Annotated in this window: 18 protein-coding genes and 1 riboswitch; of the genes, 9 read left to right on the plus strand and 9 right to left on the minus strand. The window is 63.0% G+C overall.

Going from position 1 to position 22062, the window contains the following annotated elements; genetic code table 11:
* Window positions 1–1037: 1037 nt before the first annotated feature.
* Together FH041_RS01250 and FH041_RS01255 are read left to right on the plus strand one after the other, a co-directional pair.
* Window positions 1038–1349 carry a DUF485 domain-containing protein gene (locus FH041_RS01250; RefSeq protein WP_023533810.1) on the plus strand — a complete coding sequence of 104 codons (312 nt, stop codon included), beginning with the start codon at window positions 1038–1040 and terminating at the stop codon, window positions 1347–1349.
* Entirely contained in the window at window positions 1346–3010 is a 1665-nt protein-coding gene (locus FH041_RS01255) for a cation acetate symporter (RefSeq protein ID WP_027915845.1), read from the plus strand. The genes FH041_RS01250 and FH041_RS01255 overlap by 4 nt, the downstream gene beginning before the upstream one ends.
* A gap of 48 nt (window positions 3011–3058) precedes the next feature.
* On the opposite strand, the gene FH041_RS01260 is transcribed toward FH041_RS01255, so the two are convergent.
* Window positions 3059–3211 carry a DUF3309 family protein gene (locus tag FH041_RS01260; RefSeq protein ID WP_012271016.1) on the minus strand — a complete coding sequence of 51 codons (153 nt, stop codon included), beginning with the start codon at window positions 3209–3211 and terminating at the stop codon, window positions 3059–3061.
* Between the two features lie 223 nt (window positions 3212–3434).
* Here FH041_RS01260 and FH041_RS01265 point away from each other — a divergent pair, with 223 nt between their 5' ends.
* Window positions 3435–4244, plus strand: coding sequence for an SDR family oxidoreductase (locus tag FH041_RS01265; RefSeq protein WP_028688056.1), 810 nt, complete (start codon window positions 3435–3437; stop codon window positions 4242–4244).
* A gap of 129 nt (window positions 4245–4373) precedes the next feature.
* The gene (gene csrA / locus FH041_RS01270; RefSeq protein ID WP_140174121.1) at window positions 4374–4574 is read left to right on the plus strand and encodes a carbon storage regulator CsrA; all 201 of its coding nucleotides are present in this window, start codon (window positions 4374–4376) and stop codon (window positions 4572–4574) included.
* A gap of 28 nt (window positions 4575–4602) precedes the next feature.
* Here csrA and FH041_RS01275 read toward each other — a convergent pair whose 3' ends face one another.
* From FH041_RS01275 to FH041_RS01295, 5 genes are all read right to left on the minus strand, one after another.
* The gene (locus FH041_RS01275) at window positions 4603–4830 is read right to left on the minus strand and encodes a YheU family protein (RefSeq protein ID WP_027915848.1); all 228 of its coding nucleotides are present in this window, start codon (window positions 4828–4830) and stop codon (window positions 4603–4605) included.
* An 85-nt stretch (window positions 4831–4915) separates the two neighbouring features.
* Window positions 4916–6100 (minus strand): osmoprotectant NAGGN system M42 family peptidase, encoded by a 1185-nt coding sequence (locus FH041_RS01280; protein ID WP_023533809.1) that lies wholly within the window; start codon window positions 6098–6100, stop codon window positions 4916–4918.
* Window positions 6101–6205: 105 nt separating this feature from the next.
* The gene (gene ngg, locus FH041_RS01285; protein ID WP_088523386.1) at window positions 6206–7951 is read right to left on the minus strand and encodes an N-acetylglutaminylglutamine synthetase; all 1746 of its coding nucleotides are present in this window, start codon (window positions 7949–7951) and stop codon (window positions 6206–6208) included.
* Window positions 7952–7955: 4 nt separating this feature from the next.
* Window positions 7956–9743 (minus strand): N-acetylglutaminylglutamine amidotransferase, encoded by a 1788-nt coding sequence (locus tag FH041_RS01290; protein WP_027915850.1) that lies wholly within the window; start codon window positions 9741–9743, stop codon window positions 7956–7958.
* A 47-nt stretch (window positions 9744–9790) separates the two neighbouring features.
* The gene (locus FH041_RS01295) at window positions 9791–10147 is read right to left on the minus strand and encodes an integrase (RefSeq protein WP_230395987.1); all 357 of its coding nucleotides are present in this window, start codon (window positions 10145–10147) and stop codon (window positions 9791–9793) included.
* Between the two features lie 270 nt (window positions 10148–10417).
* Window positions 10418–10626, plus strand: a riboswitch (cobalamin riboswitch).
* A 108-nt stretch (window positions 10627–10734) separates the two neighbouring features.
* Here FH041_RS01295 and FH041_RS01300 point away from each other — a divergent pair.
* Genes FH041_RS01300 through FH041_RS01315 form a run of 4 tightly spaced genes read left to right on the plus strand, consistent with a single transcriptional unit; the run spans window position 10735 to window position 15685 of the window.
* Window positions 10735–12873: a TonB-dependent receptor gene (locus FH041_RS01300; protein WP_373682129.1), complete on the plus strand. Its 2139-nt coding sequence runs from the start codon at window positions 10735–10737 to the stop codon at window positions 12871–12873.
* A 45-nt stretch (window positions 12874–12918) separates the two neighbouring features.
* Window positions 12919–13704 (plus strand): ABC transporter ATP-binding protein, encoded by a 786-nt coding sequence (locus FH041_RS01305; RefSeq protein ID WP_027915852.1) that lies wholly within the window; start codon window positions 12919–12921, stop codon window positions 13702–13704.
* The gene (locus FH041_RS01310) at window positions 13701–14669 is read left to right on the plus strand and encodes an ABC transporter substrate-binding protein (RefSeq protein ID WP_081783992.1); all 969 of its coding nucleotides are present in this window, start codon (window positions 13701–13703) and stop codon (window positions 14667–14669) included. The genes FH041_RS01305 and FH041_RS01310 overlap by 4 nt, the downstream gene beginning before the upstream one ends.
* Entirely contained in the window at window positions 14666–15685 is a 1020-nt protein-coding gene (locus tag FH041_RS01315; protein ID WP_027915854.1) for an iron ABC transporter permease, read from the plus strand. The genes FH041_RS01310 and FH041_RS01315 overlap by 4 nt, the downstream gene beginning before the upstream one ends.
* Window positions 15686–15726: 41 nt before the next feature.
* Here FH041_RS01315 and FH041_RS01320 read toward each other — a convergent pair whose 3' ends face one another.
* From FH041_RS01320 to mnmC, 3 genes are all read right to left on the minus strand, one after another.
* Window positions 15727–17778 (minus strand): TonB-dependent receptor, encoded by a 2052-nt coding sequence (locus FH041_RS01320; RefSeq protein ID WP_028688051.1) that lies wholly within the window; start codon window positions 17776–17778, stop codon window positions 15727–15729.
* A 76-nt stretch (window positions 17779–17854) separates the two neighbouring features.
* Complete coding sequence (locus tag FH041_RS01325; protein ID WP_023533821.1) at window positions 17855–18262, minus strand: DUF2946 family protein; 408 nt, start codon at window positions 18260–18262, stop codon at window positions 17855–17857.
* 108 nt (window positions 18263–18370) lie between these two features.
* The gene (gene mnmC, locus FH041_RS01330) at window positions 18371–20341 is read right to left on the minus strand and encodes a bifunctional tRNA (5-methylaminomethyl-2-thiouridine)(34)-methyltransferase MnmD/FAD-dependent 5-carboxymethylaminomethyl-2-thiouridine(34) oxidoreductase MnmC (protein WP_028688050.1); all 1971 of its coding nucleotides are present in this window, start codon (window positions 20339–20341) and stop codon (window positions 18371–18373) included.
* A gap of 130 nt (window positions 20342–20471) precedes the next feature.
* Between mnmC and pap the strand changes: the two genes are divergently transcribed.
* Window positions 20472–21965 (plus strand): polyphosphate:AMP phosphotransferase, encoded by a 1494-nt coding sequence (pap, locus tag FH041_RS01335; protein ID WP_027915857.1) that lies wholly within the window; start codon window positions 20472–20474, stop codon window positions 21963–21965.
* The last annotated feature ends 97 nt before the right edge of the window (window positions 21966–22062 follow it).

Consider the following 22062-nt stretch of genomic DNA (forward strand, 5'->3'; position numbering starts at 1 on the left):
GGGGCCTGCAGCGCGGTCCTCCCGGGAGCAAGCCCGGAGCGAGGGGACCCCGGAGCGTAGCGTAGGGGCCGGATGATAGGAGCAGGCGGTTTTTGCTTACTTTTTGACAAGACAAAAAGTGAGCCGCCGTAAGGGCGGAAAGGTGACTGTGCGCCACCCGCGCCAATGAATACCAACTTGCTGTATGCGCCCACGCTTTGAAGTTTGAAGTTTGAAGTTTGAAGTTTGAAGTTTGAAGTTTGGTTGGGTTGGTGTGGGTGTTGATATTGAGCATAGTCCATTTGCGATGGCGACGCTTAATCACCTTTTCGCCCTTACGGCGAGTTACTTTTTGTCAAACGCCACAAAAAGTAACCAAAAAAGGCTGCGCTCCATTCATACGGCCCCTACGCTGCGCTTCGGGGTTCCCTCACTCCGGCCTTGCTCCCGGGAGGACCGCGCTGCAGGCCCCATCCTGGGGCCCAGCGCTTGACAGGCATCCATGCCTGTCACCTCCCTCCGCAAGACCTGCGTTCGGCCTTCTGAAGTCGCGAAGATCAAGATCAAGATCAACAGCAACAGCAACAGCAACAGCAACAGCAACAGCAACAGCAACAGCAACAGCAACAGCAGAGTAGGGCGGAGTGAGTGGCTTGGCAAGATCTTTGGAAGTTACCAAGGTTGCCAGGTTGCACTCATTAAATATTGAAAATGATTGATTGAAACACTGGGCGCAGTATTAAACCCTGTAGCAGATTACTGGAAATCCACCGATGCCCACACCCGTCGCACGCGTACAACCCCCGGGTATATGTAGTCTGAAGTCCGATTCACCGATTGCTCGGTACGCGATGTGCTGAGCTCTGAGGGAGGGCCACCTCTCTCTGCACACGATCAGGCAGAAACTCCCCTCGAACCCCACCTCCGTCATCCGCTTTGTTGCGCAATCGGTAAAACACCGTTGCATCTAAGACTAAGGTCGTCTGGTTGCCGTCCAACAGCCGCATAAAGTAAGGACGTGGGTTACATTCCCTCTCTGTGCTGCTAGGACAAAAACAATGAACGACAGCATTTACCTCTCGATACAAAACAGCCCCCGTTTCAAGGAGCTGGTCAGCAAGCGCGAACGGTTCGCCTGGATACTCTCGGCGATCATGCTCGGCCTGTACTGCGCTTTCATCCTTCTGATCGCCTACGGTCCCCAGATACTGGGCGCCAAGATCAGCCCTGAGTCATCGATCACCTGGGGCATTCCCCTGGGCGTCGGGCTGATCATCTCGGCATTTGTCCTGACCGCCATCTACGTGCGCCGAGCCAACGGCGAATTCGATGAGCTGAACAAGGCCATCCTGAAGGAGGCGCAACAATGATTCGTCATGCCAAGACACTGGCCGTTCTGGCCTGCGGCGTCTTCGCACCCGCCGTGTGGGCTGCCGATGCCCTGACCGGCGAGGTGCAGAAACAACCGCTGAACGTTTCTGCCATCGCCATGTTCGTGGCGTTCGTGGCTTTCACCCTGGGCATCACCTACTGGGCCTCCAAGCGCAACAAATCCGCCTCGGACTACTACGCTGCCGGTGGTCGCATCACCGGGTTCCAGAACGGCTTGGCCATCGCCGGGGACTACATGTCGGCAGCCTCGTTCCTGGGTATTTCCGCACTGGTGTTCACCTCCGGCTACGATGGCCTGATCTACTCCATCGGTTTCCTGGTAGGCTGGCCGATCATCCTCTTCCTGATCGCCGAACGCCTGCGCAACCTGGGCAAGTACACCTTCGCCGATGTGGCCTCCTATCGCCTGGGGCAAAAGCAGATCCGCACCCTGTCGGCCTCAGGCTCGCTGGTGGTGGTGGCCTTCTACCTGATTGCGCAGATGGTCGGTGCAGGCAAGTTGATCGAACTGCTGTTCGGCCTGGACTACCACGTGGCCGTGATCCTGGTCGGTATCCTGATGTGCCTGTACGTGCTGTTCGGCGGCATGCTGGCCACCACCTGGGTACAGATCATCAAGGCGGTGCTGTTACTGTCGGGTGCAAGCTTCATGGCGCTGATGGTGATGAAGCACGTGGGCTTTGACTTCAACACCCTGTTCTCCGAAGCCATCAAGGTGCATGCCAAGGGCGAGGCCATCATGAGCCCCGGCGGTCTGGTCAAGGACCCCATCTCGGCCTTCTCGCTGGGCCTGGCCTTGATGTTCGGTACGGCTGGCCTGCCACACATCCTGATGCGCTTCTTCACCGTCAGCGATGCCAAGGAAGCCCGCAAGAGCGTGCTCTATGCCACAGGTTTCATCGGTTACTTCTACATCCTGACCTTCATCATCGGCTTCGGCGCCATCCTGTTGGTCAGCACCAACCCGGACTTCAAGGACGCCGCCGGCGCCTTGCTGGGCGGTAACAACATGGCCGCCGTGCACCTGGCCAATGCGGTAGGCGGAAGTGTGTTCCTGGGCTTCATCTCGGCCGTGGCCTTCGCCACCATCCTGGCGGTTGTGGCAGGCTTGACCCTGGCGGGTGCCTCGGCGGTGTCCCATGACCTGTACGCCAGCGTGTGGCGCAAGGGCAAGGCCAACGACAAGGACGAAATCCGCGTCTCGAAGATCACCACCGTTGCACTGGGCGTCCTGGCCATTGGCCTGGGCATCCTGTTCGAGAAACAGAACATCGCCTTCATGGTGGGCCTGGCCTTCTCCATTGCGGCCAGCTGCAACTTCCCCGTACTGCTGCTCTCGATGTACTGGAAGAAGTTGACCACCCGTGGCGCCATGATTGGCGGCTGGCTTGGCCTGATCAGCGCGGTGACGCTGATGGTGCTCGGCCCGACCATCTGGGTGCAGATCCTTGGTCACGAGAAAGCGATCTACCCTTACGAGTACCCGGCCTTGTTCTCGATGCTGATTGCCTTCGTGGGTATCTGGTTCTTCTCGATCACCGACAAGTCCACGGCTGCTGAAAACGAGCGGGCGCTATTCTTCCCGCAGTTCGTACGCTCGCAGACTGGCCTGGGCGCTTCAGGGGCGGTATCGCACTGATTCGCAGGCATGAAAAAACCGCGCCTCGGCGCGGTTTTTTTTGCTGCACTAAATCATGCCGAGTAACAGCAACACCAACAAAATCACCAGCACCACACCGACGATGCCGGACGGGCCATAACCCCAGCTGCGCGAGTGCGGGAACACTGGCAAGCCGCCAATCAACAGGAGGATCAGGATGATGATGAGAATCGTGGTCATGGAGGAGTCCTTGCGTGGTTGAGGGTCAAGGGCCCAGGTTGCCGGCCTCTTGTAACTAATGACCGGCGCCGCTTGTGAAAGATTCCATCGGCGTGTTGGTCATCGCCCCGTCTTTGTGCGCAGCGGGCGATTCATGGCCGCTCATTCACTTGCCTGATAAGCACCCGCTCTGGGCATAGGCTTGATTAGACTGGGGCCACAACCTCTGAAAAAGGCAGTCGCCATGCACAAGCGCATCATGATCACGGGCGCAGGCTCCGGGCTGGGCCGCGAAATTGCCCTGCGTTGGGCGCGCGAAGGCTGGCGCCTGGCGTTGGCCGACATCAGTGAGGCTGGGCTGCGTCAGACACTGGAAATGGTGCGTGCCGCAGGCAGCGACGGGTTCGTACAACGGTGCGATGTACGTGACTACAGCCAGCTCACCGCGCTGGCCCAGGCCTGCGAGGAGCACTTCGGCGGCATCGATCTCATCGTCAATAACGCCGGCGTGGCATCAGGCGGGTTCTTCGCCGAGTTGTCGCTCGAAGACTGGGACTGGCAGATTTCGGTAAACCTCATGGGCGTGGTCAAAGGCTGCAAGGCTTTTCTGCCGCTGCTTGAGCGTAGCAAAGGGCGCATCGTCAACATCGCCTCCATGGCAGCGCTCATGCAGGGCCCCGGCATGAGCAACTACAACGTCGCCAAGGCGGGGGTGCTGGCGCTCTCGGAAAGCCTGCTGGTGGAGCTGCGCCAACTGGGGGTGGGTGTGCACGTGGTCTGCCCGTCATTTTTCCAGACCAATCTGCTGGACTCCTTCCGTGGGCCGGACCCGGCCATGAAAGCGCAGGTCGGCAAGCTGCTGGAAGGCTCGCCCATCAGTGCCAGCGATATCGCCGACTGCATCTACCGCCAGGTGGCTGACGGGCAGTTCCTGATCCTGCCCCACGAAGCGGGCCGTCAGGCCTGGGCGTTGAAATGCCAGGCACCTGAGCGGCTGTACGATGAAATGGCCGACATGGCAGTGAAGATGCGTGCGAAGGCCCGAGCCCGTTAAGGCGTAGGGTGGATCCGTAAGAAAGGTTACCTAGGCGCGTCGGGTCTTTCTGAATGAGGGTGGAAGTATTGAGTAGCCAAATGGCTACACTGCACGCTCCGGTTTTCCCTTTCGCTGGAGGACCGGAACATGTTGGTAATAGGACGCGAAGGGGGCGAGGTCATCGTGATCGGCGATGACATCCGAATCATGGTGGTAGAGACCCGGGACGGGGTGGTGCGCTTCGGTGTCGATGCACCCAGGGAAGTGCCGGTGCACCGCGCCGAGGTCTACAGGCGCATCAAGGAAACGCAATGTGCCAGGGCGCGCAGGGCGAACAAGGCTTCATGAGGCCGACTGGCGTCGACGCGCACGGGCATCATTCCAGCAGTTCGCGGGGCACGTCGTGCTTGGCCAGCAGCTGGCACTGCTGGCTTTCCGGATCGAACAGGATGAACGCCTGCCCCTTGGATAGCGCTTGGCGAACCCTCAGCACACGGGTTTCCAGCGGTGTGTCATCGCCATTGTCGGTGCCGTCGCGGGTGACGAAGTCCTCGATCAGGCGGGTGAGGGTGTCGGCTTGCAGGTGTTCGTAGGGTATCAGCATGGGTAACGTGTCTGAATGAGTTGTAGGCATCCTACGCGTTTTCGATGGCGCAGGGACCGCCCGCCAGGCGGTCCCGCGCATTCCGTCAGGTCTTCTGACCGACCAGGCTGTCCACCGCCGGCACGCGAGTGTCGCTCTCCATCTGCGCATCGTGCTCGAGCTGGTGACTGAAGCGCTCCAGGGACGCATTGGCCGGCTGCGAGTCGCTGGCGAACACGGGCGGGCTCAACAGGTAAGCCGACAACAGCTGGCTCAACGCGGCCAGGCTGTCGATGTGCGTGCGCTCATAGCCATGGGTGGCATCGCAGCCGAAGGCGACCAGCGCCGTGCGGATGTCGTGGCCTGCGGTCACCGCAGAGTGGGCATCGCTGAAGTAGTAGCGGAACAGGTCGCGGCGTACCGGCAATTCCTGTTCGCCTGCAAGTTTGAGCAAGTGCCGGGACAAGTGGTAGTCGTACGGCCCGGACGAATCCTGCATGGCCACGCTGACGGCGTGCTCACTGGAGGCTTGGCCGGGGGCGACCGGGGCGATATCGATCCCGACGAACTCGCTGACATCCCAGGGCAGGGCGCCGGCGGCACCCGAGCCGGTTTCTTCGGTGATGGTGAACAGCGGGTGGCAATCGATCAGCGGCTGACGGCCGCTTTCCACCACGGCTTTCAAGGCCGCCAGCAAGGCGGCGACCCCGGCCTTGTCATCTAGATGACGGGCGCTGATGTGACCGCTGTCGGTGAACTCGGGCAGCGGATCGAAGGCCACGAAGTCGCCAATCCCCACGCCCAACGCCTCGCAATCGGCACGGGTGGCGCAGTAAGCGTCCAGGCGCACTTCCACATGGTCCCAACTGATGGGCATCTGGTCGATGGCGGTATTGAAGGCATGCCCACTGGCCATCAGCGGCAGTACGCTGCCACGAAATACGCCCGTATCGGTGAACACGCTGACGCGGCTGCCTTCGGCGAAGCGGCTGGACCAGCAGCCCACCGGCGCCAGGGCCAGGCGACCGTTGTCCTGCACCTGGCGCACGCTGGCGCCAATGGTGTCCAAGTGCGCGGAGACGGCGCGGTCCGGGGAGCTTTGACGCCCTTTGAGGGTGGCGCGAATAGTGCCGCGTCGAGTCAGCTCGTAGGGAATGCCCAGCTCGTCCAGGCGCTCGGCCACGTAGCGCACGATGGTGTCGGTGAAGCCTGTAGGGCTGGGGATGGCGAGCATCTCCAGCAAGACACGCTTGAGGTACTCGAGATCGGGTTCGGGATGTCGTTCGGACATGTCCAGGCCTCCGGTCGGTTGAAAAATCGTTGGATGATCCGGTCGTAACAGTCGAGCGGGAGCGGCGCTGGCGCCGGGCTCCCGTCGAAGCGGAGCATGGGTGTATCAGGCCAGCGGCCTGCTATGGGGGAACAACAAGTCGATGAAGCGCTCTGCCGTGGGTTGTGGCTCGTGATTGGCCAGGCCTGCGCGCTCGTTGGCTTCGATGATGACGTAGTCGGGTTCGCTGGCATCCTTGACCATGAAATCAAGGCCCACCACGGGTATCTCCAGTGCCCGCGCTGCACGAATGGCCGCATCGGCGAGTGTAGGGTGAAGGCGTGCCGTGACATCCTCGAGCGTGCCGCCGGTGTGCAGGTTGGCGGTGCGCCGCACGGCCAGCTGGTGACCTGCGGGCAACACATCCTCGAACCCAAAGCCGGCCGCGGCCAGCGTGCGCTCGGTTTCATCGTCCACGGGGATCTTGCTTTCGCCCCCGGTGGCCGCTTGACGGCGCCGGCTTTGTGCGTCGATCAGTTCGCGGATGCTGTGCGTACCATCGCCCATCACCTGCGCCGGGTGGCGAATCGCGGCCGCGACCACTTCATAGCCGATGACCACGATGCGCAAGTCATGCCCGGCATGGAAGCTTTCCAACAGCACGCGGCTGTCGAACTGACGGGCGTGTTCGACCGCACGCGTGACGTCTTCGAGGGTAGTGAGGTTGACCGCTACGCCCTGGCCCTGTTCGCCATCCACGGGTTTGACCACGACCGCGCCGTGGTCCTCGAGGAACGCCAGGTTGTCATCGGCGTTACCGGCCAATTGCTGTGCCGGCACAAGCAGACCTGCGGTGTGCAGGGCGTGTTGGGTCAGGCGCTTGTCCTGGCACAAGGTCATGGTCACGGCGCTGGTCAGGTCGCTGAGCGACTCCCGGCAGCGTACACGGCGACCGCCCAGGCTCAGGGTGAAGAGCCCGGCAGCCGCGTCGCACACCTGCACCTCGATACCCCGGCGCAGGGCCTCATCGACGATGATCCGCGCATAGGGGTTGAGGTCAGCCTGTGGCCCAGGGCCCAGGAACAGGCGTTCGTTGATGACGTTCTTGCGCTTGACGGCGAACGTGGGCAGGTTGCGAAAGCCCAGTTTTTCGTACAGGCGCTTGGCCTGGCGGTTGTCATGCAACACCGACAGGTCCAGATAGGCAAGGCCGCGGCTCATGAAGTGCTCGATCAGATGACGCACCAGTACTTCACCCACCCCGGGGCGGGTGCAGTGCGGATCGACGGCCAGGCACCACAGGCTGCTACCGTGTTCCGGGTCGTCGAAGGCCTTGGCGTGGTTCAAGCCCATGACACTGCCGATGATCGCGCCACTGTCTTCGTCCTCGGCCAGCCAGTACACCGGCCCACCCAGGTGGCGCGGGGTGAGCAGCTCCGGGTCGACGGGCAGCATGCCGCGTGCCTGGTAGAGCGTGTTGATGGCTTGCCAGTCACTGGGGTTTTGCGCACGGCGCACGCGAAACCCGCGAAATACCCGTTGCGCCGGGCGATAGTCGGTGAACCACAGGCGCAGGGTGTCCGAGGGGTCCAGGAACAGTTGCTGCGGCGCGTGTGCCAGCACCTGCTGGGGCGCTGCCACGTACAGGGCGATGTCGCGTTCGCCGCGGCATTCGCCCAACAGGTCTTCGGCTAGCTTGGCCGGGTCGGCATAGGTATGCCCGATCAGTAGTCGTCCCCAGCCACAGTGCAGGGCACGTGGCTGATCGTGAGGCTCGCTGCCATCGCCCGCAAGGCGTGCCTGCAGGCGCTCGTAAGAGGGCGCCTGGCCGCGCAGCAGGCGCTGGCCATAGGCCGTTTCGTGGGCTTTCATGGGTTCAAAGTCCTTGTTCGGTCAGCCACAGGTTCAGCGCCGCCAACTGCCACAGTTTGGAACCGCGCAGGGGGGTGAGCTGGCCGTGCGGGTTGCTTAGCAGACGGTCGATCATGGCCGGATTGAACAGGCCGCGGTCCTGGCTGGGGTCGGTCAGCAGGTCGCGGACCCAACCCAGGGTGGCGCCTTCGAGGTGCTTGAGGCCAGGCACCGGGAAGTAACCCTTCTTGCGGTCGATGACCTCGTGCGGAATCACTCGGCGCGCCGCCTCCTTGAGCACCTGCTTGCCGCCGTCGGGCAGCTTGAAGCGTGCCGGAATGCGGGCCGACAGTTCTGCCAGGCGGTAGTCCAGGAACGGCGTACGGGCTTCCAGCCCCCAGGCCATGGTCATGTTGTCCACGCGCTTGACCGGGTCGTCCACCAGCATCACCGTGCTGTCCAGGCGCAGGGCCTTGTCCACGGCGGCGTCGGCGCCAGGGCGGGCGAAGTGTTCACGGACGAAGTCGCCGGCGGCATCGTTCTCCAGCTGCCAGGCCGGCTGCACGGTGTCACGGTATTCGGCATGGCTGCGGTCGAAGAACGCTTCGCGGTACGCCGCGAATGCATCGTTGGCGCCATCGACCTGCGGGTACCAGTGGTAGCCGGCAAACAGCTCGTCGGCTCCCTGGCCGCTCTGCACGCCCTTGCAGTGCTTGGCCACTTCCCGCGACAGCAGGTAGAAGGCGATGCAGTCGTGGCTGACCATCGGCTCGCTCATGGCACGGAACGCCGCGGGCAGTTGGTCGATGATCTCGTGCTCGGCAATGCGCAGTTGATGGTGGCGGGTACCGTAGTGCTTGGCGATCAGGTCCGAGTACTGGAATTCGTCTCCGCGCTCGCCGCCTGCATCCTCGAAACCGATGGAGAAGGTCGACAGGTCATCCACACCCACTTCGCGCAGCAGGCCGACCAGCAGGCTGGAATCGACACCGCCGGAGAGCAGCACGCCCACGTCGACGGCGGCGCGCTGGCGGATGGCAACTGCATCGCGGGTGGCGTCCAGTACGCGTGTGGTCCAATCCTCGAGGGTCAGGTCACGCTCATCCGGGTTGGGGCCGTACTGGAGTTGCCACCAGGTGCTGCGCTCGACTTCGCCGTGGCGGTCGATGCGCATCCAGGTCCCGGGTTCGAGCTTTTGCACGTTGGCCAACAGCGTGCGCGGTGCCGGGACCACGGCATGGAAATTCAGGTAATGGTTCAGCGCCACCGGGTCGAGCATCGGGTCGATGTCGCCCCCTTTGAGCAGCGCCGGCAAGGTGGAGGCAAAGCGCAGGCGCTCGCCGTTGCGCGAGAGGTACAGGGGCTTTACGCCCAGGCGGTCGCGGGCCAGGAACAGGCGCTGACTGTCGCGCTCCCAGATAGCCAGGGCAAACATGCCATTGAGCTTGGGCAGCAAGGCCTCGCCCCAGGCGTGGTACCCCTTGAGCAGCACTTCCGTGTCACCGTCGGACCAGAAGGTATAGCCCAGGTCCAGCAGTTCCTGGCGCAGTTCAGGGAAGTTGTAGATGGCGCCGTTGAAGGCCAGTGACAGGCCTAACGTGCTGTCCTGCATGGGCTGGGCGGAGCCGTCGGACAGGTCCATGATTTTCAGGCGACGGTGGCCGAGGGCGATCGGCCCCTGGCTGTGAAAGCCCCACGCATCCGGGCCACGTGGCGCCAGGTGATGAGTGATTCGCTCAACGGCAGCCAGGTCGGCTGGGCGAGGGGCTTGACCGAGGGGGGTGAAACGCAATTCTCCAGCTAGTCCGCACATGTAACGTAAACCCTTTGAGTTTCGGCACTCATGGCGTCACTGGCTTTTCACTCGTACCCCATTTGTACCGCCTCCAAACGCCAGGGCTGATCAAGCCCCGCCCAATCGTGAGGGGGGTGATCCACCTGGCGCATGCAGAGCAGCACCTGCACGCTGTGCCCGAGTTGCGCGGCGATGAATGCCGGGTTCATGCCGGCCACCAGGCACATGGTCGCGTACGTGTGGCGCGTGTCGTACAGCCTGCGGTGCCTGATACCAAGCGTACGCAAAGCTGCCAGCCAGTAACGTTGTTGACTCGCTTCGGGGCGTATGAACAGCGCCGAACGGTCGTCTGTCCCACTGGGCGCGAACACGTCATCTGAACGCGCCTCGGTGAGCGGTCTGGGTTTTTCGAGGGCGTGCAAGGCCCGATCGTTCAATAAAACTTTACGTGGGCGCCTGGTTTTGGTGCGAATTTCGGTGATTCCTCGCGGCTGAAGTCCGCCTCTGTGGGTCGACGTCCAGCATCGATCCATCGCGTTCAAACCCAGTGCTACGCCTACCTGAGCGCGCCTTCGCACGCTCGGATGAAGCCCGCCAGGCGGGGGGCGTTAATCTTCGCAATGCCGTTCGTCGACGCTTGGCGGCGGCTAATCATCCACACGGGATGTTGACCCAGGACGATTTTGGTGGTCATCTGCGCGCCTGTTTCAGGTGCCCCCTGCCGCCGTGCATGGGGTGAAACGGGAAGCCGGTTCGTCGCCCCAGGGTGATCAGTCCGGCGCTGCCCCCGCAACGGTATGCGAGCGATGCTTTCGACAGACCACTGTGCCACAGGCATGGGAAGGTGACGGCATCATGACCCTCGCGAGCCCGGAGACCGGCCTGAAGCCTTGTTTGGCAAACCCGCGGTGGGCGGGCGCAGGCCGGTTTCCGTGGGCGCGTGCGCCTGCGCGTTCCCCATGCGTTGTTCCCTCCGGGATTCTTTCATTCCTGCTGCAAAAGGAAAGATATGTCCCGCTTTAGTGTTTTTCATACCCCTCAAGGGGCGTTGCTGGGTGCGAGCCTGGTGCCCTGTGTGTGCATGGCCGCACCGATTCAGGCAGCCGAAGATGGCCTTGCACTGGCATTGCCCGCCACGGCCATCACCGGCACTGCCGAGCAGAACCCTCCCATGGACCTGCACACCCCTGGCACCAGCGGTTCGCGCCTGAACCTCACGTCCTTGGAAACGCCAGCCAGCGTCACCAGCATCAGCGCCGAGCACATCAGTGGACGCAACAACGCCACGGTGCAGGCAGCAGTGACCCGCACTCCCGGCATCACCTTCATCGGCACGCCTGGCAACGGTGGCACTGCGCTTTCGGCCCGTGGCTTCACCGGACACAGTTCGACCATGCAGCTGTATGACGGCACCCGCCTGTACGTGGGCGCCGGCACCGTCACGTTTCCCGTGGACACCTGGTCCGTGGAACGCATCGACGTGCTGCGCGGCCCGGCTTCGGTGTTGTACGGGGAGGGCGCCACCGGTGCGGTGATCAACGTGGTGCCCAAGAAGCCCTTCGACGGCGAGGTTCGCAATCATGTCCGCCTGGGCTACGGTTCCAATGATCGCCGGCAGTTGGCGTTGGACAGCGGCGGTTCGCTGACCGATACCCTGAGCTATCGCTTGAACCTCAATAAACTGGACAGCAATGGCTGGGTCGACCGTGGTGAGTCAGCCAGCGTTGCTGTCAGCGGTTCATTGCGCTGGCAGCCGAACGACGATTTCAGCATCACCCTCAGCCATGACTACGGTGACCAGGACCCGCAGCAGTATTTCGGTACGCCGCTGGTCAATGGGCATTACCATGAGTCGCTGCGTGACCGCAACTACAACGTGGCCAATGCCGAGGTGCATTACAACGATCAGTCCACTCGCCTGGTCACGGACTGGGTGATCACCGACAACCTGACCGCCAGCAATCAGCTGTACTTCATCAAGGCCCAGCGCCGGTGGCGAAATGCCGAAAGCTACACCTGGCTGCCTGGCGACCAGGTGCAGCGCAGCAGTTTCATCAGCATCAAGCAGACCCAAGAGCAGATCGGGGATCGCCAGTCGTTCACCCTGCAGCACGCGTTGTTCGGCCTGGACAGCCAGACCGTTGTTGGCGCCGACTACAATGCGATCCGCTTCGTGCGCAAACATGATTTCGGCAATACCTTTACCGACACCGTGCCACTGTCGGGCTCGGGCGGCGGTGACTACATCAGCACTGACCCCTATCGCTCGCGCGAAGCCAACCAGGCACGGCAATTCTCGCTGTTCGCCGAAAACCGCACGCAACTCACCGAGCGTCTGTCGCTGATCACCGGTGTGCGGCGTGATCAGGTGCATCTGAACCGTGACGATCTGGACACCGATACCCGCTCGGACCGCAGCCTGAGTGGCGACAACTGGCGGGCGGGCCTGGTGTTCGCGCTGACCGAGGACCTCTCGGTCTATGGTCAGTACGCCACCAGCACCGAGGGCGTGAGCAACCTGCTGACGCTCAGTACAGCGCAACAAAGCTGGGACCTGAGTACCGCCAAACAGACCGAAGTCGGTGTCAAACAGATGCTCCCCGATGGCCGTGGCGAGTGGACGCTTGCGGCCTACCACATCGTCAAGAAAAAGCTCTTGAGCAGCGACCCGCTCAACCCTGTCCTTCAGCAACAGGTCGGCCAGCAATCCTCGGACGGCATCGAGGCCACCTTGGCGTTGCGCCTGCCCTACGATGTGCAGCTTTCGGCCAACGCCGCCTGGGTGCGCGCGGAGTACGACGAGTTTGCCAGTGGCACCAGCAACTACAGCGGCAATCGGCCGGTCGATGTGCCCCGGCGATCGGCCAACCTGTGGTTGAGCAAGGACTTTGGTCGGTTGCTCAGTGCCGGGGCGGGTGCGCGGTATGTCGACAGCCGCTATGGGGACAATGCCAACACCGTGCAGGTGCCGAGCTACACCGTGGTCGACGCCAACGTTGACTGGCACGTGCAGCCGGACCTGACCTTGGGCTTGCAGCTCAACAACCTGTTCGATCGCCAGTACGCGACCACCACCGGCAACAATGGGCGCCAGTGGTACCTGGGCGAGCCAAGGTCATTTTTCGTCACGGCGGATTACCGCTTCTGACCTGTTGCACCGTCCTTCGGGCCGGTGCTTGCTGGAGTGAATCCGATGACTCGACTGAGTATCGAGGGCCTGCACTGGGCAGTGCCCGAGGCGGGGCGCAGGGTGCGCCAGATCCTGCAAGGCGTGGACCTGCATGTGGACGACGGTGAGTGCGTAGGGCTTATCGGCCCTAACGGCAGTGGCAAGACCAGCCTGCTACGTTGCGCCTACCGCGCCACGCCACCCACCGCAGGCAGCGTCAGCTTGAGCGGTGCCGATATCTGGCAACGCAGCCCGCGCTGGTGTGCGCAGCGTATCGCGGTGGTGCTTCAGGAGTTTCCTGGCGAGTTTGGATTGAGTGTTGCCGAAGTGGTGGCCATGGGGCGCACGCCGCACAAGGCCCTGTTTGACGGCGACTCGCCCGAGGACCGGCAAAGGGTTGCTCACACGCTCGTGCTGGTTGGGCTGGCAGGTTATGACGGGCGCACGTTCGCTTCGCTATCCGGGGGCGAGAAGCAGCGCGTGCTACTGGCCCGGGCACTGGTCCAGGCCCCTGAACTGCTGATTCTCGACGAGCCAACCAACCACCTCGACCCGCGTTACCAGCTTGGGCTTTTGCGGCATTTGCGCAGCCTGGGGCTGAGCACCCTGGCCAGCTTCCACGACCTCAACCTAGCGGCGGCATTCTGCGACCGCCTGTATGTCATCGACGCTGGCCGAATCCGTGTCAGTGGCACGCCCCAGCAGGTGCTGACCGGCGAACTGATCCAGGAGGTGTTTGGTGTCCAGGCGCTGGTCGACCTTCATCCGCTGCACCCTTACCCCCGCATTACCTGGATAACCCGACCATGAACGCTCGCTTTCTGATTGCCCTGATAACGCTCTTGTTTGCGCTGCCTGCCGTGGCCAGCGAGTACCCGCTGAACGTGCGCAGTTGTGAGCGCCTGGTGACGTTCAACAAGGCTCCCCAGCGGGTGGTGGTGCACGATGTGAACATGACCGCCATGCTGCTGCACCTGGGGCTGCGAGACAGCATCATCGGCTACACAGGGTTCACCCGAAGTAAACACCGTGACCCATGGATTGACGCTGCGCTGGAGGGCATACCGCAACTGGCCAGTCGGTATCCTTCCATTGAAACGCTGCTGGCAGTCGATACCGACCTGTTTTTCGCCGGCTGGAACTATGGCATGCACGTAGGAGGGCCGGTCACCCCCGCGACGCTGGCACCCTTTGGGGTCCCGGTCTACGAGTTGAGCGAGTCCTGCTCTTGGGTCATGCCTGGCCAACGTGGGAGTTTCGATGACGTTTACCGCGATCTGGACAACCTGGGGCGCATGTTCGATCACCCGCGCCAGGCGCAAGCGCTGATCCACCAGATGCGCCAGCGAATCGCCACGGTGCAAGCGCGGGTAGGGCAGGCGCAACACCGACCACGGGTCTTTTTGTACGACAGCGGCGAAGATCGTCCGATGACATCGGGGCGTCTGGGCATGCCGCAGGCACTGATCGACGCAGCCGGTGGCGTGAACGTGATGGACGAGGTGGCTGCCAGTTGGACCCAGGTCAATTGGGAAAGCATGGTAGAGCGCGACCCTGATGTGATCCTGATCGTCGACTATGGACCAAGGACCTGGCAGCAGAAACGTGATTTTCTGATGCAGCAGCCTGCGTTGAAAGAGGTACGGGCCATTCGCGAGCAGCGCTTCTTACCCCTGACCTACCTACAGGTCACCCCCTCGGTGGAGAACGTCGAGGCGGTGGAGAACATTGCCCGCGCCCTGCACCCCGAGCTGTTCGCAGCGGGGGCACCGTGACCTTGGCGCGCAGCCCGGTGCATTATGGTTGGCTGATCGTGATGCTGGTCATCCTGCTGGTGTCGTCATCGGTCGTGTCGCTGGCATTTGGCCCGGCATCGGTGCCCTTGACCCACGTCATCGGGATCGTCGCGCAGCAATTGGGCATCGACTGGGGGCCTGCGCTCAGCAAGAGCCAGGTGCACATCGTCTGGCTCATCCGTGCCCCGCGTGTGCTGTTGGGCGCACTGGTCGGGGCAGGGCTTGCCTTGGTGGGCACAGCCCTGCAGTCCGTCACCCGAAACCCCCTGGCAGATCCGCATTTGCTGGGCGTCAGCGCCGGCGCGGCGTTGGGCGCGGTGCTGGTGATGCTCTATGTCGGGGACTTTGTCGGTGTACTCAGCCTGCCGCTGGCTGCGTTCGCGGGGGCAATAGGGAGCATGCTGCTGGTGATCGGCGTGGCGCGTCGCAGTGGGCGCCTGGAAAGCGATCGCCTGCTGTTGGCGGGGGTCGCGGTGTCCTTCGTACTCATGGCCGTGGTCAACGTGCTGCTCTATACCGGTGACCAGCACGCTGCGGCGTCGGTGGTGTTCTGGATGCTGGGTGGGCTGGGGGCTGCCCGTTGGGAGGTCATCTGGCTGCCGGCACTGTGCGTGCTGCTTGGGCTGTGTGCCCTACAGGTGATGGGGCGCGGCCTGAATGCACTGATGAGTGGAGAGCAGACCGCGATCAGCCTGGGCGTCTGCGGCCGGCGCCTGCGCCTTCAGGTGTTCATCTGCACGTCCTTGTTGACCGGGGTGCTGGTCTCGCTGTCGGGCGCCATCGGTTTCGTTGGCCTGATGGTGCCCCACGTAGCGCGCCTGCTGGTGGGGGCGGACAATCGGCGGCTAATGCCGGTCAGTGCGCTACTGGGTGGGGTGTTTCTGGTGTGGGTGGATGTGGCTGCCCGTACCCTGATCGCACCGCAGGACCTGCCGATCGGCATTGCGACCGCAGCACTGGGCGGGGTGTTCTTCATGCTGTTGCTCAAGCGGTGACGCCACGGCAAGCCACGCTGGAGGGCTTGCCGTGGCCTGCATCAGAAGTCCAGGGTGAGCCCTGCATACAGCGCACGGCCGTCTCCGGGGGAGTGCAGTGACGCATCTGCCCCATCCGGGTCGTACCAGACGTACTCGAAGTAGCGGTTGGTCAGGTTCTTCAACTGCAAGTCCACGCTCATGGTTTCGCTGAGCTTGTAGGTTGCACCGAGGTTCATCAGTACGTAGCCGCCATACGTACCTTGGGTGTTCTCCCGCTCCAGGTAGTAGTGGGTCTGCCCGTTCGCCCAGGCAGTCAGCTGCAGCGCGGGCGTGGCCTGGTAGCTGACACCGGTGTTCCACAGATGGTGGGGCACGTGATCGATTTCCTGGCCTTTGCTGCCTGGTAACACGCTGCTGGGCTCGAGGATCTTGGAGTACTGCCAGGAGTACGACATCCATACCTCGGTGCGCTCGTCCGGGTGCAGGTTGACCTGCAGGTCGTAGCCCCAACGGCGTGTCTCACCGACATTGTCTGACTCCCCGCTGGGGTCGTTCAGGCGCCGGCTCACTTCGCCAGAGGCATCCTGACGCCAGTAGGCCACGCGGCCATCGACCCAGCTGGCCGGGGTGAACTTGATGCCGGTTTCCCAGCCTTCGTTGATCGAAGGGGCCAGGTCCTCGTTGCGCGGCGGCACCTTGTACGCTGCGGCGCCGGTCCCGACCTGGAAGGTGCGGCCCCAGTTGGCATAAACGCTGGCGAACTTCCATGGCGAATAGACAATGCTGAGCTTGGGCTGTTTGATCAGCCCGTAGTCGTTGATGTCGTAGCCCTGCCCGGTCATCTTGTTGGTGAAGTCACCACTGATCTTGTCCACCCGGTAGGCCGGCACGATCTTCAACGATTCGAACGGCTCGATCTGCGCCTGCACGTAGGCACCGACCGTGTTGAAGTCGAAGTCCTGGTCGCGTGTCTGCGCCTGGCGTACACGCTCCACGGTGCGGTAGCGCTCGCTGCGGTTCTGTTGCTTCTGCACATCGCTGCCACCTTCCAGCGCAAAGGCGTGCAGCCAGTCCACCTGGGGTCGCCAGGTCAGCGAGGTGATGGCGCCGTACTGGTCCTCGTAGGTGTCGCGCTCCTGCTGTGAACTCGTGCGCCAGTACTGGGTCCAGCGACGGTCGTCATAGGTATTGAAGTAGGTCTTGGCCGACCAGGACAGGGTCTCGGCCAGGTCGGCGTCCAGGTGCACACTGACCTGATTCATTCGCCGCGTGCCTTTGTCCGTGGCGTTGTAGTCATTACTCATGCGCGGATGATGGCGGGCGTCATCCTCGGTCAGGTAGCCGGCCTCCTGAGCTTCTGACTCGTAGTGGCGGGCGATCAGGCCAAGGCGATAGCTGCCATCGTCAGGGGTATAGAACCACTTGCCGCCAAAACTGTAGCGTTCGGTGTCGGCATGATCGCGGTAACCGTCGACCTGCTGGCGGGCGAAGAAGTAGTTCTGCGTCCAGTTGCTGGTCTCGATGCCTTTGGCCAGTTGCACCTCGCGGGTGTTGAAACTGCCGTAGCGCAGGCGCGCCTTGTTGTAGTTGCCGCCAGTGCGGGTGTTGATGTTGACGTTTCCGGCGATGTTGTTCAGGCCATAGCGCGGGTCGCTGGTGCCGCGCACCACGTCGATGCTGTCGATGTCCATGGGGAACACCGCGTCGATGAAGGGCATGTTGCCGTCATTGGTGTTGCTGGGGATCCCATCGATCAGCAACTTGACCGCATTCACTTCGCCTTCGCCATTGAAGCCGCGAAACGACAGCTTGCCCGAGGTAGTGCCTTGGTTGAACTCGGTGAGCATCACCCCCGGTGCCCGGCGCAACAGCTCCCAGCTGTAGGCCACTGGCATTTTTTCGAGGATGTCACCGCCTAGAATATCCACCGAACTGAGCACGCTGCGGGTGGCCAGCGGGCCGCTTTCGGTACTGGTCACGCTGACCGCACCGAGGGTCATTATCGAGTTCTCGGCAGAGCGTGTTTCGGCAACGGCCGATGACAAGGGGCTAAGGCTGTAAACAGCGAGCACGGGCAGGACGGCGCGTGCGGTATGACGAAACGCAGACATGAAGTGTTTCCTGGAGACAGTCGAGCAGCGCTGCGCGCCGCATGGTGCGGGGCAGCATTGGGTAAGCGGCGACGGGTCAGGCCAGGGGAGAGGCGCGGGGGTTGAGCTTGGGCCACTGCTCACGCGGCAACGGCAGCTTGTGGCTGTCGCCAATCAGCAGTGCGTCGGGCCAGTAGCGGGGGAACAGGTGGCGATAGTAATTGCTGGCCATCAAGGCATGCCCGGCATGGCCACAGCAGCAGTCACCGACCTGGTGTTTCATTTCTGGCTGATCGTCAAGCTGCGGCAGTTCGGCCTTGAGCTGGGCCAGCAGTGACTTGGGCAGGCTTTGCGCACCGTGCAGGCTGCAGAAGCTGCCCAGGATCAGCGATTGGCTGTCGATGCTGGGGGATTGCAAGGCGCGGTCGAGCGGCATCGCCAGCAGGTTGAACAGCACGGCAATGGCTGCAAGCAAACACACAAGTGAGCGTGCACGTACGGTCATCCGACCCCCAGGCGAACAAGGCCCGTATTAAGCCTTATTCGCGCTCGGGGGTGAAAGGTCGCAGCTGCGCCCTATTGTCGCAGGGCGCCTGCCTGGACGAGGCACCTGCTATCTGCCCCGAACCAGCCGGCGCAGTGCAAAGCGGTTGGGGTGGCAGGCTTCGGCGACCGTTCGCGGTACCGGCAGCGGCTCGCCGCTGACCCAGGCCGCCACCAGCTCACCGCTGAGCGGCGCGGTGATCAAACCCCGTGAGCCGTGGCCGCTGTTGACGTACAGGCCCTCGAGCCAAGGGCATGCCACCTGCGGCACTTGTCGTGCGTCCCGGGCAAGGGCTGCATAGGCCTGGGCGAAGGCAGGGTCGTCGGCCAACGGCCCAACAATAGGCAGGTAGTCCGGGCTGGTGCACCGGAAAGCGGCGCGGCCTTCAAGCGCCTGCACATTGAACCCCGTTGCGCCAAGGCGGCGGGACAGGTCAGGAGAAATCTCGTCCAGCAGCGCCAGGTTGCCCTCATGCTCGGCCGCCGTGGGGGTCAGGTCAGTGCTGTGGAAATCGAAGCTGGCGCCCAGGGTGTGTTCGCCGCATCGCGCAGGCGCTACATAGCCTTGCGCGCAGACAACGGTGCCCAGCCCTTGGCTCTGGGGTGTTGCGGGCAGCCGGGTGATCTGCCCACGGATGCGCTTGAGCGGCAAGCCGGCACAAGGCTCGAGCCGTTTGACCTCGGCAGCACTGGCCAGGACCATCACTGGCGCGTCGGCCAGCAACTGATCACCGGCCCAGGCCTGCCACCGCCCAGCGACCTTGTGCAGCGACAGAACCTCTTGGTGCGGGACCAGGCGGATGTTCGGATGCTCAAGCTGTTGGCGGCACAGCGCTGGTGGATGCACCCAGCCGCCTTCGGGATAGAACAGCCCACCTGCCGGTAAGGTGATGCCGGCAGCGGCCTGGGCCTGGTCCTTGGTCAATGCGTGTACCAGCCCGGGCTCGAAGGCCTGCACCAGCTTGTCCTGGCGCGCCGCCTCCTTGTCGTCGAAGGCCAGTTGCAGGACGCCGCAGGCGTCCCAGTCCTCGCCGCGCTGAAGGTGCTCAAGCTGACGGCGGGTGTAGCCGAAACCGGCGAGAATCATTCGGGACAAGGCCGTGCCGTGCGCCGATAGCTTGAGGTACAGCACCCCCTGCGGGTTGCCGGACGCTTCCTGCGCCGCTGCCGCATGCCGCTCCAGTACCGTGACCTGCCAGCCTCGACGGGCCAGGCTTGCCGCCGTGCAGCTGCCGGCCAGCCCTGCACCCACCACCACGGCCTGACGCGGCCCATCACCTGAAGGCGGTCGGGCGTACCAAGGTGCTGTCGGGGCAGGGGGTGGGCCCACATACGCCCCGCTCATTACTTCCCACTTCTTGCCGATGCCAGGCACCTTCTTCATGGCAAAACCCGCCTCCACGAGGCTGCGGCGTACCCAGCCGGTGGTGGTGAACGTACCCAGCACGGTACCGGGGTGGGACAGCCGCGCCAGTTGCGCGAACAGTGCCGGGGTCCACATGTCGGGGTTCTTGGCAGGGGCAAAGCCATCGAGGAACCAGACATCGACCTGGGCGTCGAGCTCTGGCAATTGCTCGAGCACATCACCAATCAGCAGGGTGAGGGTGACGCGCCCACCTTCGAAGGTGAATTGCTGATACCCCGGGTGCACTGCCACGTATTGCGCCAGCAAAGGCTGGCTGTAAGCGGCAAGCTCTGGCCACAGGCTGATGGCACGGGCCAGGTCATCGCGGTCCAGGGGGAATTTCTCGACGCTGACGAAATGAAGCCGGGCGTCTGCGTGGGCATGTTGCGCGAACAGTTGCCAGGCGCAGTAGAAATTCATGCCGGTGCCAAAGCCCGTCTCGCCGATGACCACGCAGGCATGGGGCGCCATTGCAGTGAAACGTTCCGCCAGGCGGGTCTGTCCGAGAAACACATGGCGGGTTTCATCGATGCCTTCGTTGACGGCGAAGTACACGTCATCGTAATGCCGCGAATGAGGGCGGCCCTGTTCGTCCCAGTCGATCTGGGCGTGCTGGAGAGGGGGAGATACGGTCATGGCGGGTGCGCAGCGACAAGCGACTGAAGAAGTGGCGATAGTCGCATGGCTGGGGCTTTCTTGCAGCCCAAACCCCCGCCCCAGGTGTGCTTTTGCGCTAGTCTTGTTTATCCATTGAAGGAGCCCGTGCATGTTCGAATCTGCCGAGATTGGTCACAGCATCGACAAGCAAACCTACGACGCCGAGGTTCCAGCCCTGCGTCAAGCACTGCTCGAGGCCCAGTATGAGCTCAAGCAGCAAGCGCGTTTTCCGGTCATCGTGCTGATCAATGGCGTGGAGGGGGCCGGCAAGGGCGAGACGGTCAAGCTGCTCAACGAGTGGATGGACCCGCGCATGATCGATGTGCTCACCTTCGATCAGCAGACCGACGAGGAACTGGCGCGGCCACCGGCCTGGCGTTACTGGCGCGCCTTGCCGCCCAAGGGGCGCATGGGGGTGTTTTTTGGCAACTGGTACAGCCAGATGCTGCAAGGGCGCGTGCATGGAGTGTTGAAGGATGCGGTGCTGGACCAGGCCATCAACGGCGCCGAACGCCTGGAGCAGATGCTGTGCGATGAAGGCGCGTTGATCATCAAGTTCTGGTTTCATCTTTCCAAGAAGCAGATGAAGGCGCGGCTCAAATCCCTCAAGGACGACCCCTTGCACAGCTGGAAGATCAGCCCGCTGGATTGGCAGCAGTCGCACACCTACGACCGCTTCGTGCGCTTCGGGGAACGTGTGCTGCGCCGCACCAGCCGCGATTACGCGCCCTGGCATATCGTCGAGGGGGTTGATCCCAATTACCGCAGCCTGGCCGTCGGGCGTATCCTGCTCGACAGCTTGCAGGCGGCCCTGGCCAACAATCCCAAGGGCAAGCACGTGGGCAATGTCGCGCCGCTCGGGCGCAGCATTGATCAGCGCAGCCTGCTCGGTGCCTTGGACCTGACAGTGCGTCTGGACAAGGCCGACTATCAAGAGCAACTGGTCACCGAGCAGGCGCGCCTGGCCGGTTTGCTGCGTCACAAGCACATGCGCCGTCATGCCCTGGTAGCGGCCTTCGAAGGCAATGATGCGGCGGGCAAAGGCGGTGCGATCCGGCGCGTGGCCGCTGCCCTGGACCCCCGTCAGTACCGGATCGTGCCCATTGCCGCGCCGACCGAAGAAGAACGCGCGCAGCCTTACCTGTGGCGTTTTTGGCGGCACATTCCCGCGCGTGGCAAGTTCACCATCTTCGACCGCTCCTGGTATGGCCGGGTGCTGGTGGAGCGGGTCGAGGGGTTCTGCAGCCCTGCCGACTGGATGCGCGCCTATGGCGAAATCAACGACTTCGAAGAGCAACTGGTGAACGCGGGCGTGGTAGTGGTCAAGTTCTGGCTGGCCATCGACCAGCAGACCCAGCTCGAACGCTTCGAGGAGCGTGAGCAAACCCCATTCAAGCGCTACAAGATCACCGAGGACGACTGGCGCAACCGCGACAAGTGGGACGACTACAGCCAGGCCGTAGGCGATATGGTCGACCGCACCAGCAGCGAGATCGCGCCCTGGACGTTGGTCGAAGCCAACGACAAGCGCTGGGCGCGGGTCAAGGTCCTGCGCACTATCAACGAGGCGCTGGAAGCGGCGTTCGCCAAGCACAAGAAGTAGGCGGGGCGCGTACCCCTGACAGGCAGGTGGGCATGTGCAACACGGCTGCGCTCCGGTGTGTTGCCCGCATCATGCCCCCATAGAATGACGTGATGAA

This window comes from Pseudomonas sp. SWI7, from assembly GCF_006351945.1.
In the GTDB taxonomy this organism is placed as follows: Bacteria; Pseudomonadota; Gammaproteobacteria; order Pseudomonadales; family Pseudomonadaceae; genus Aquipseudomonas; species Aquipseudomonas fulva.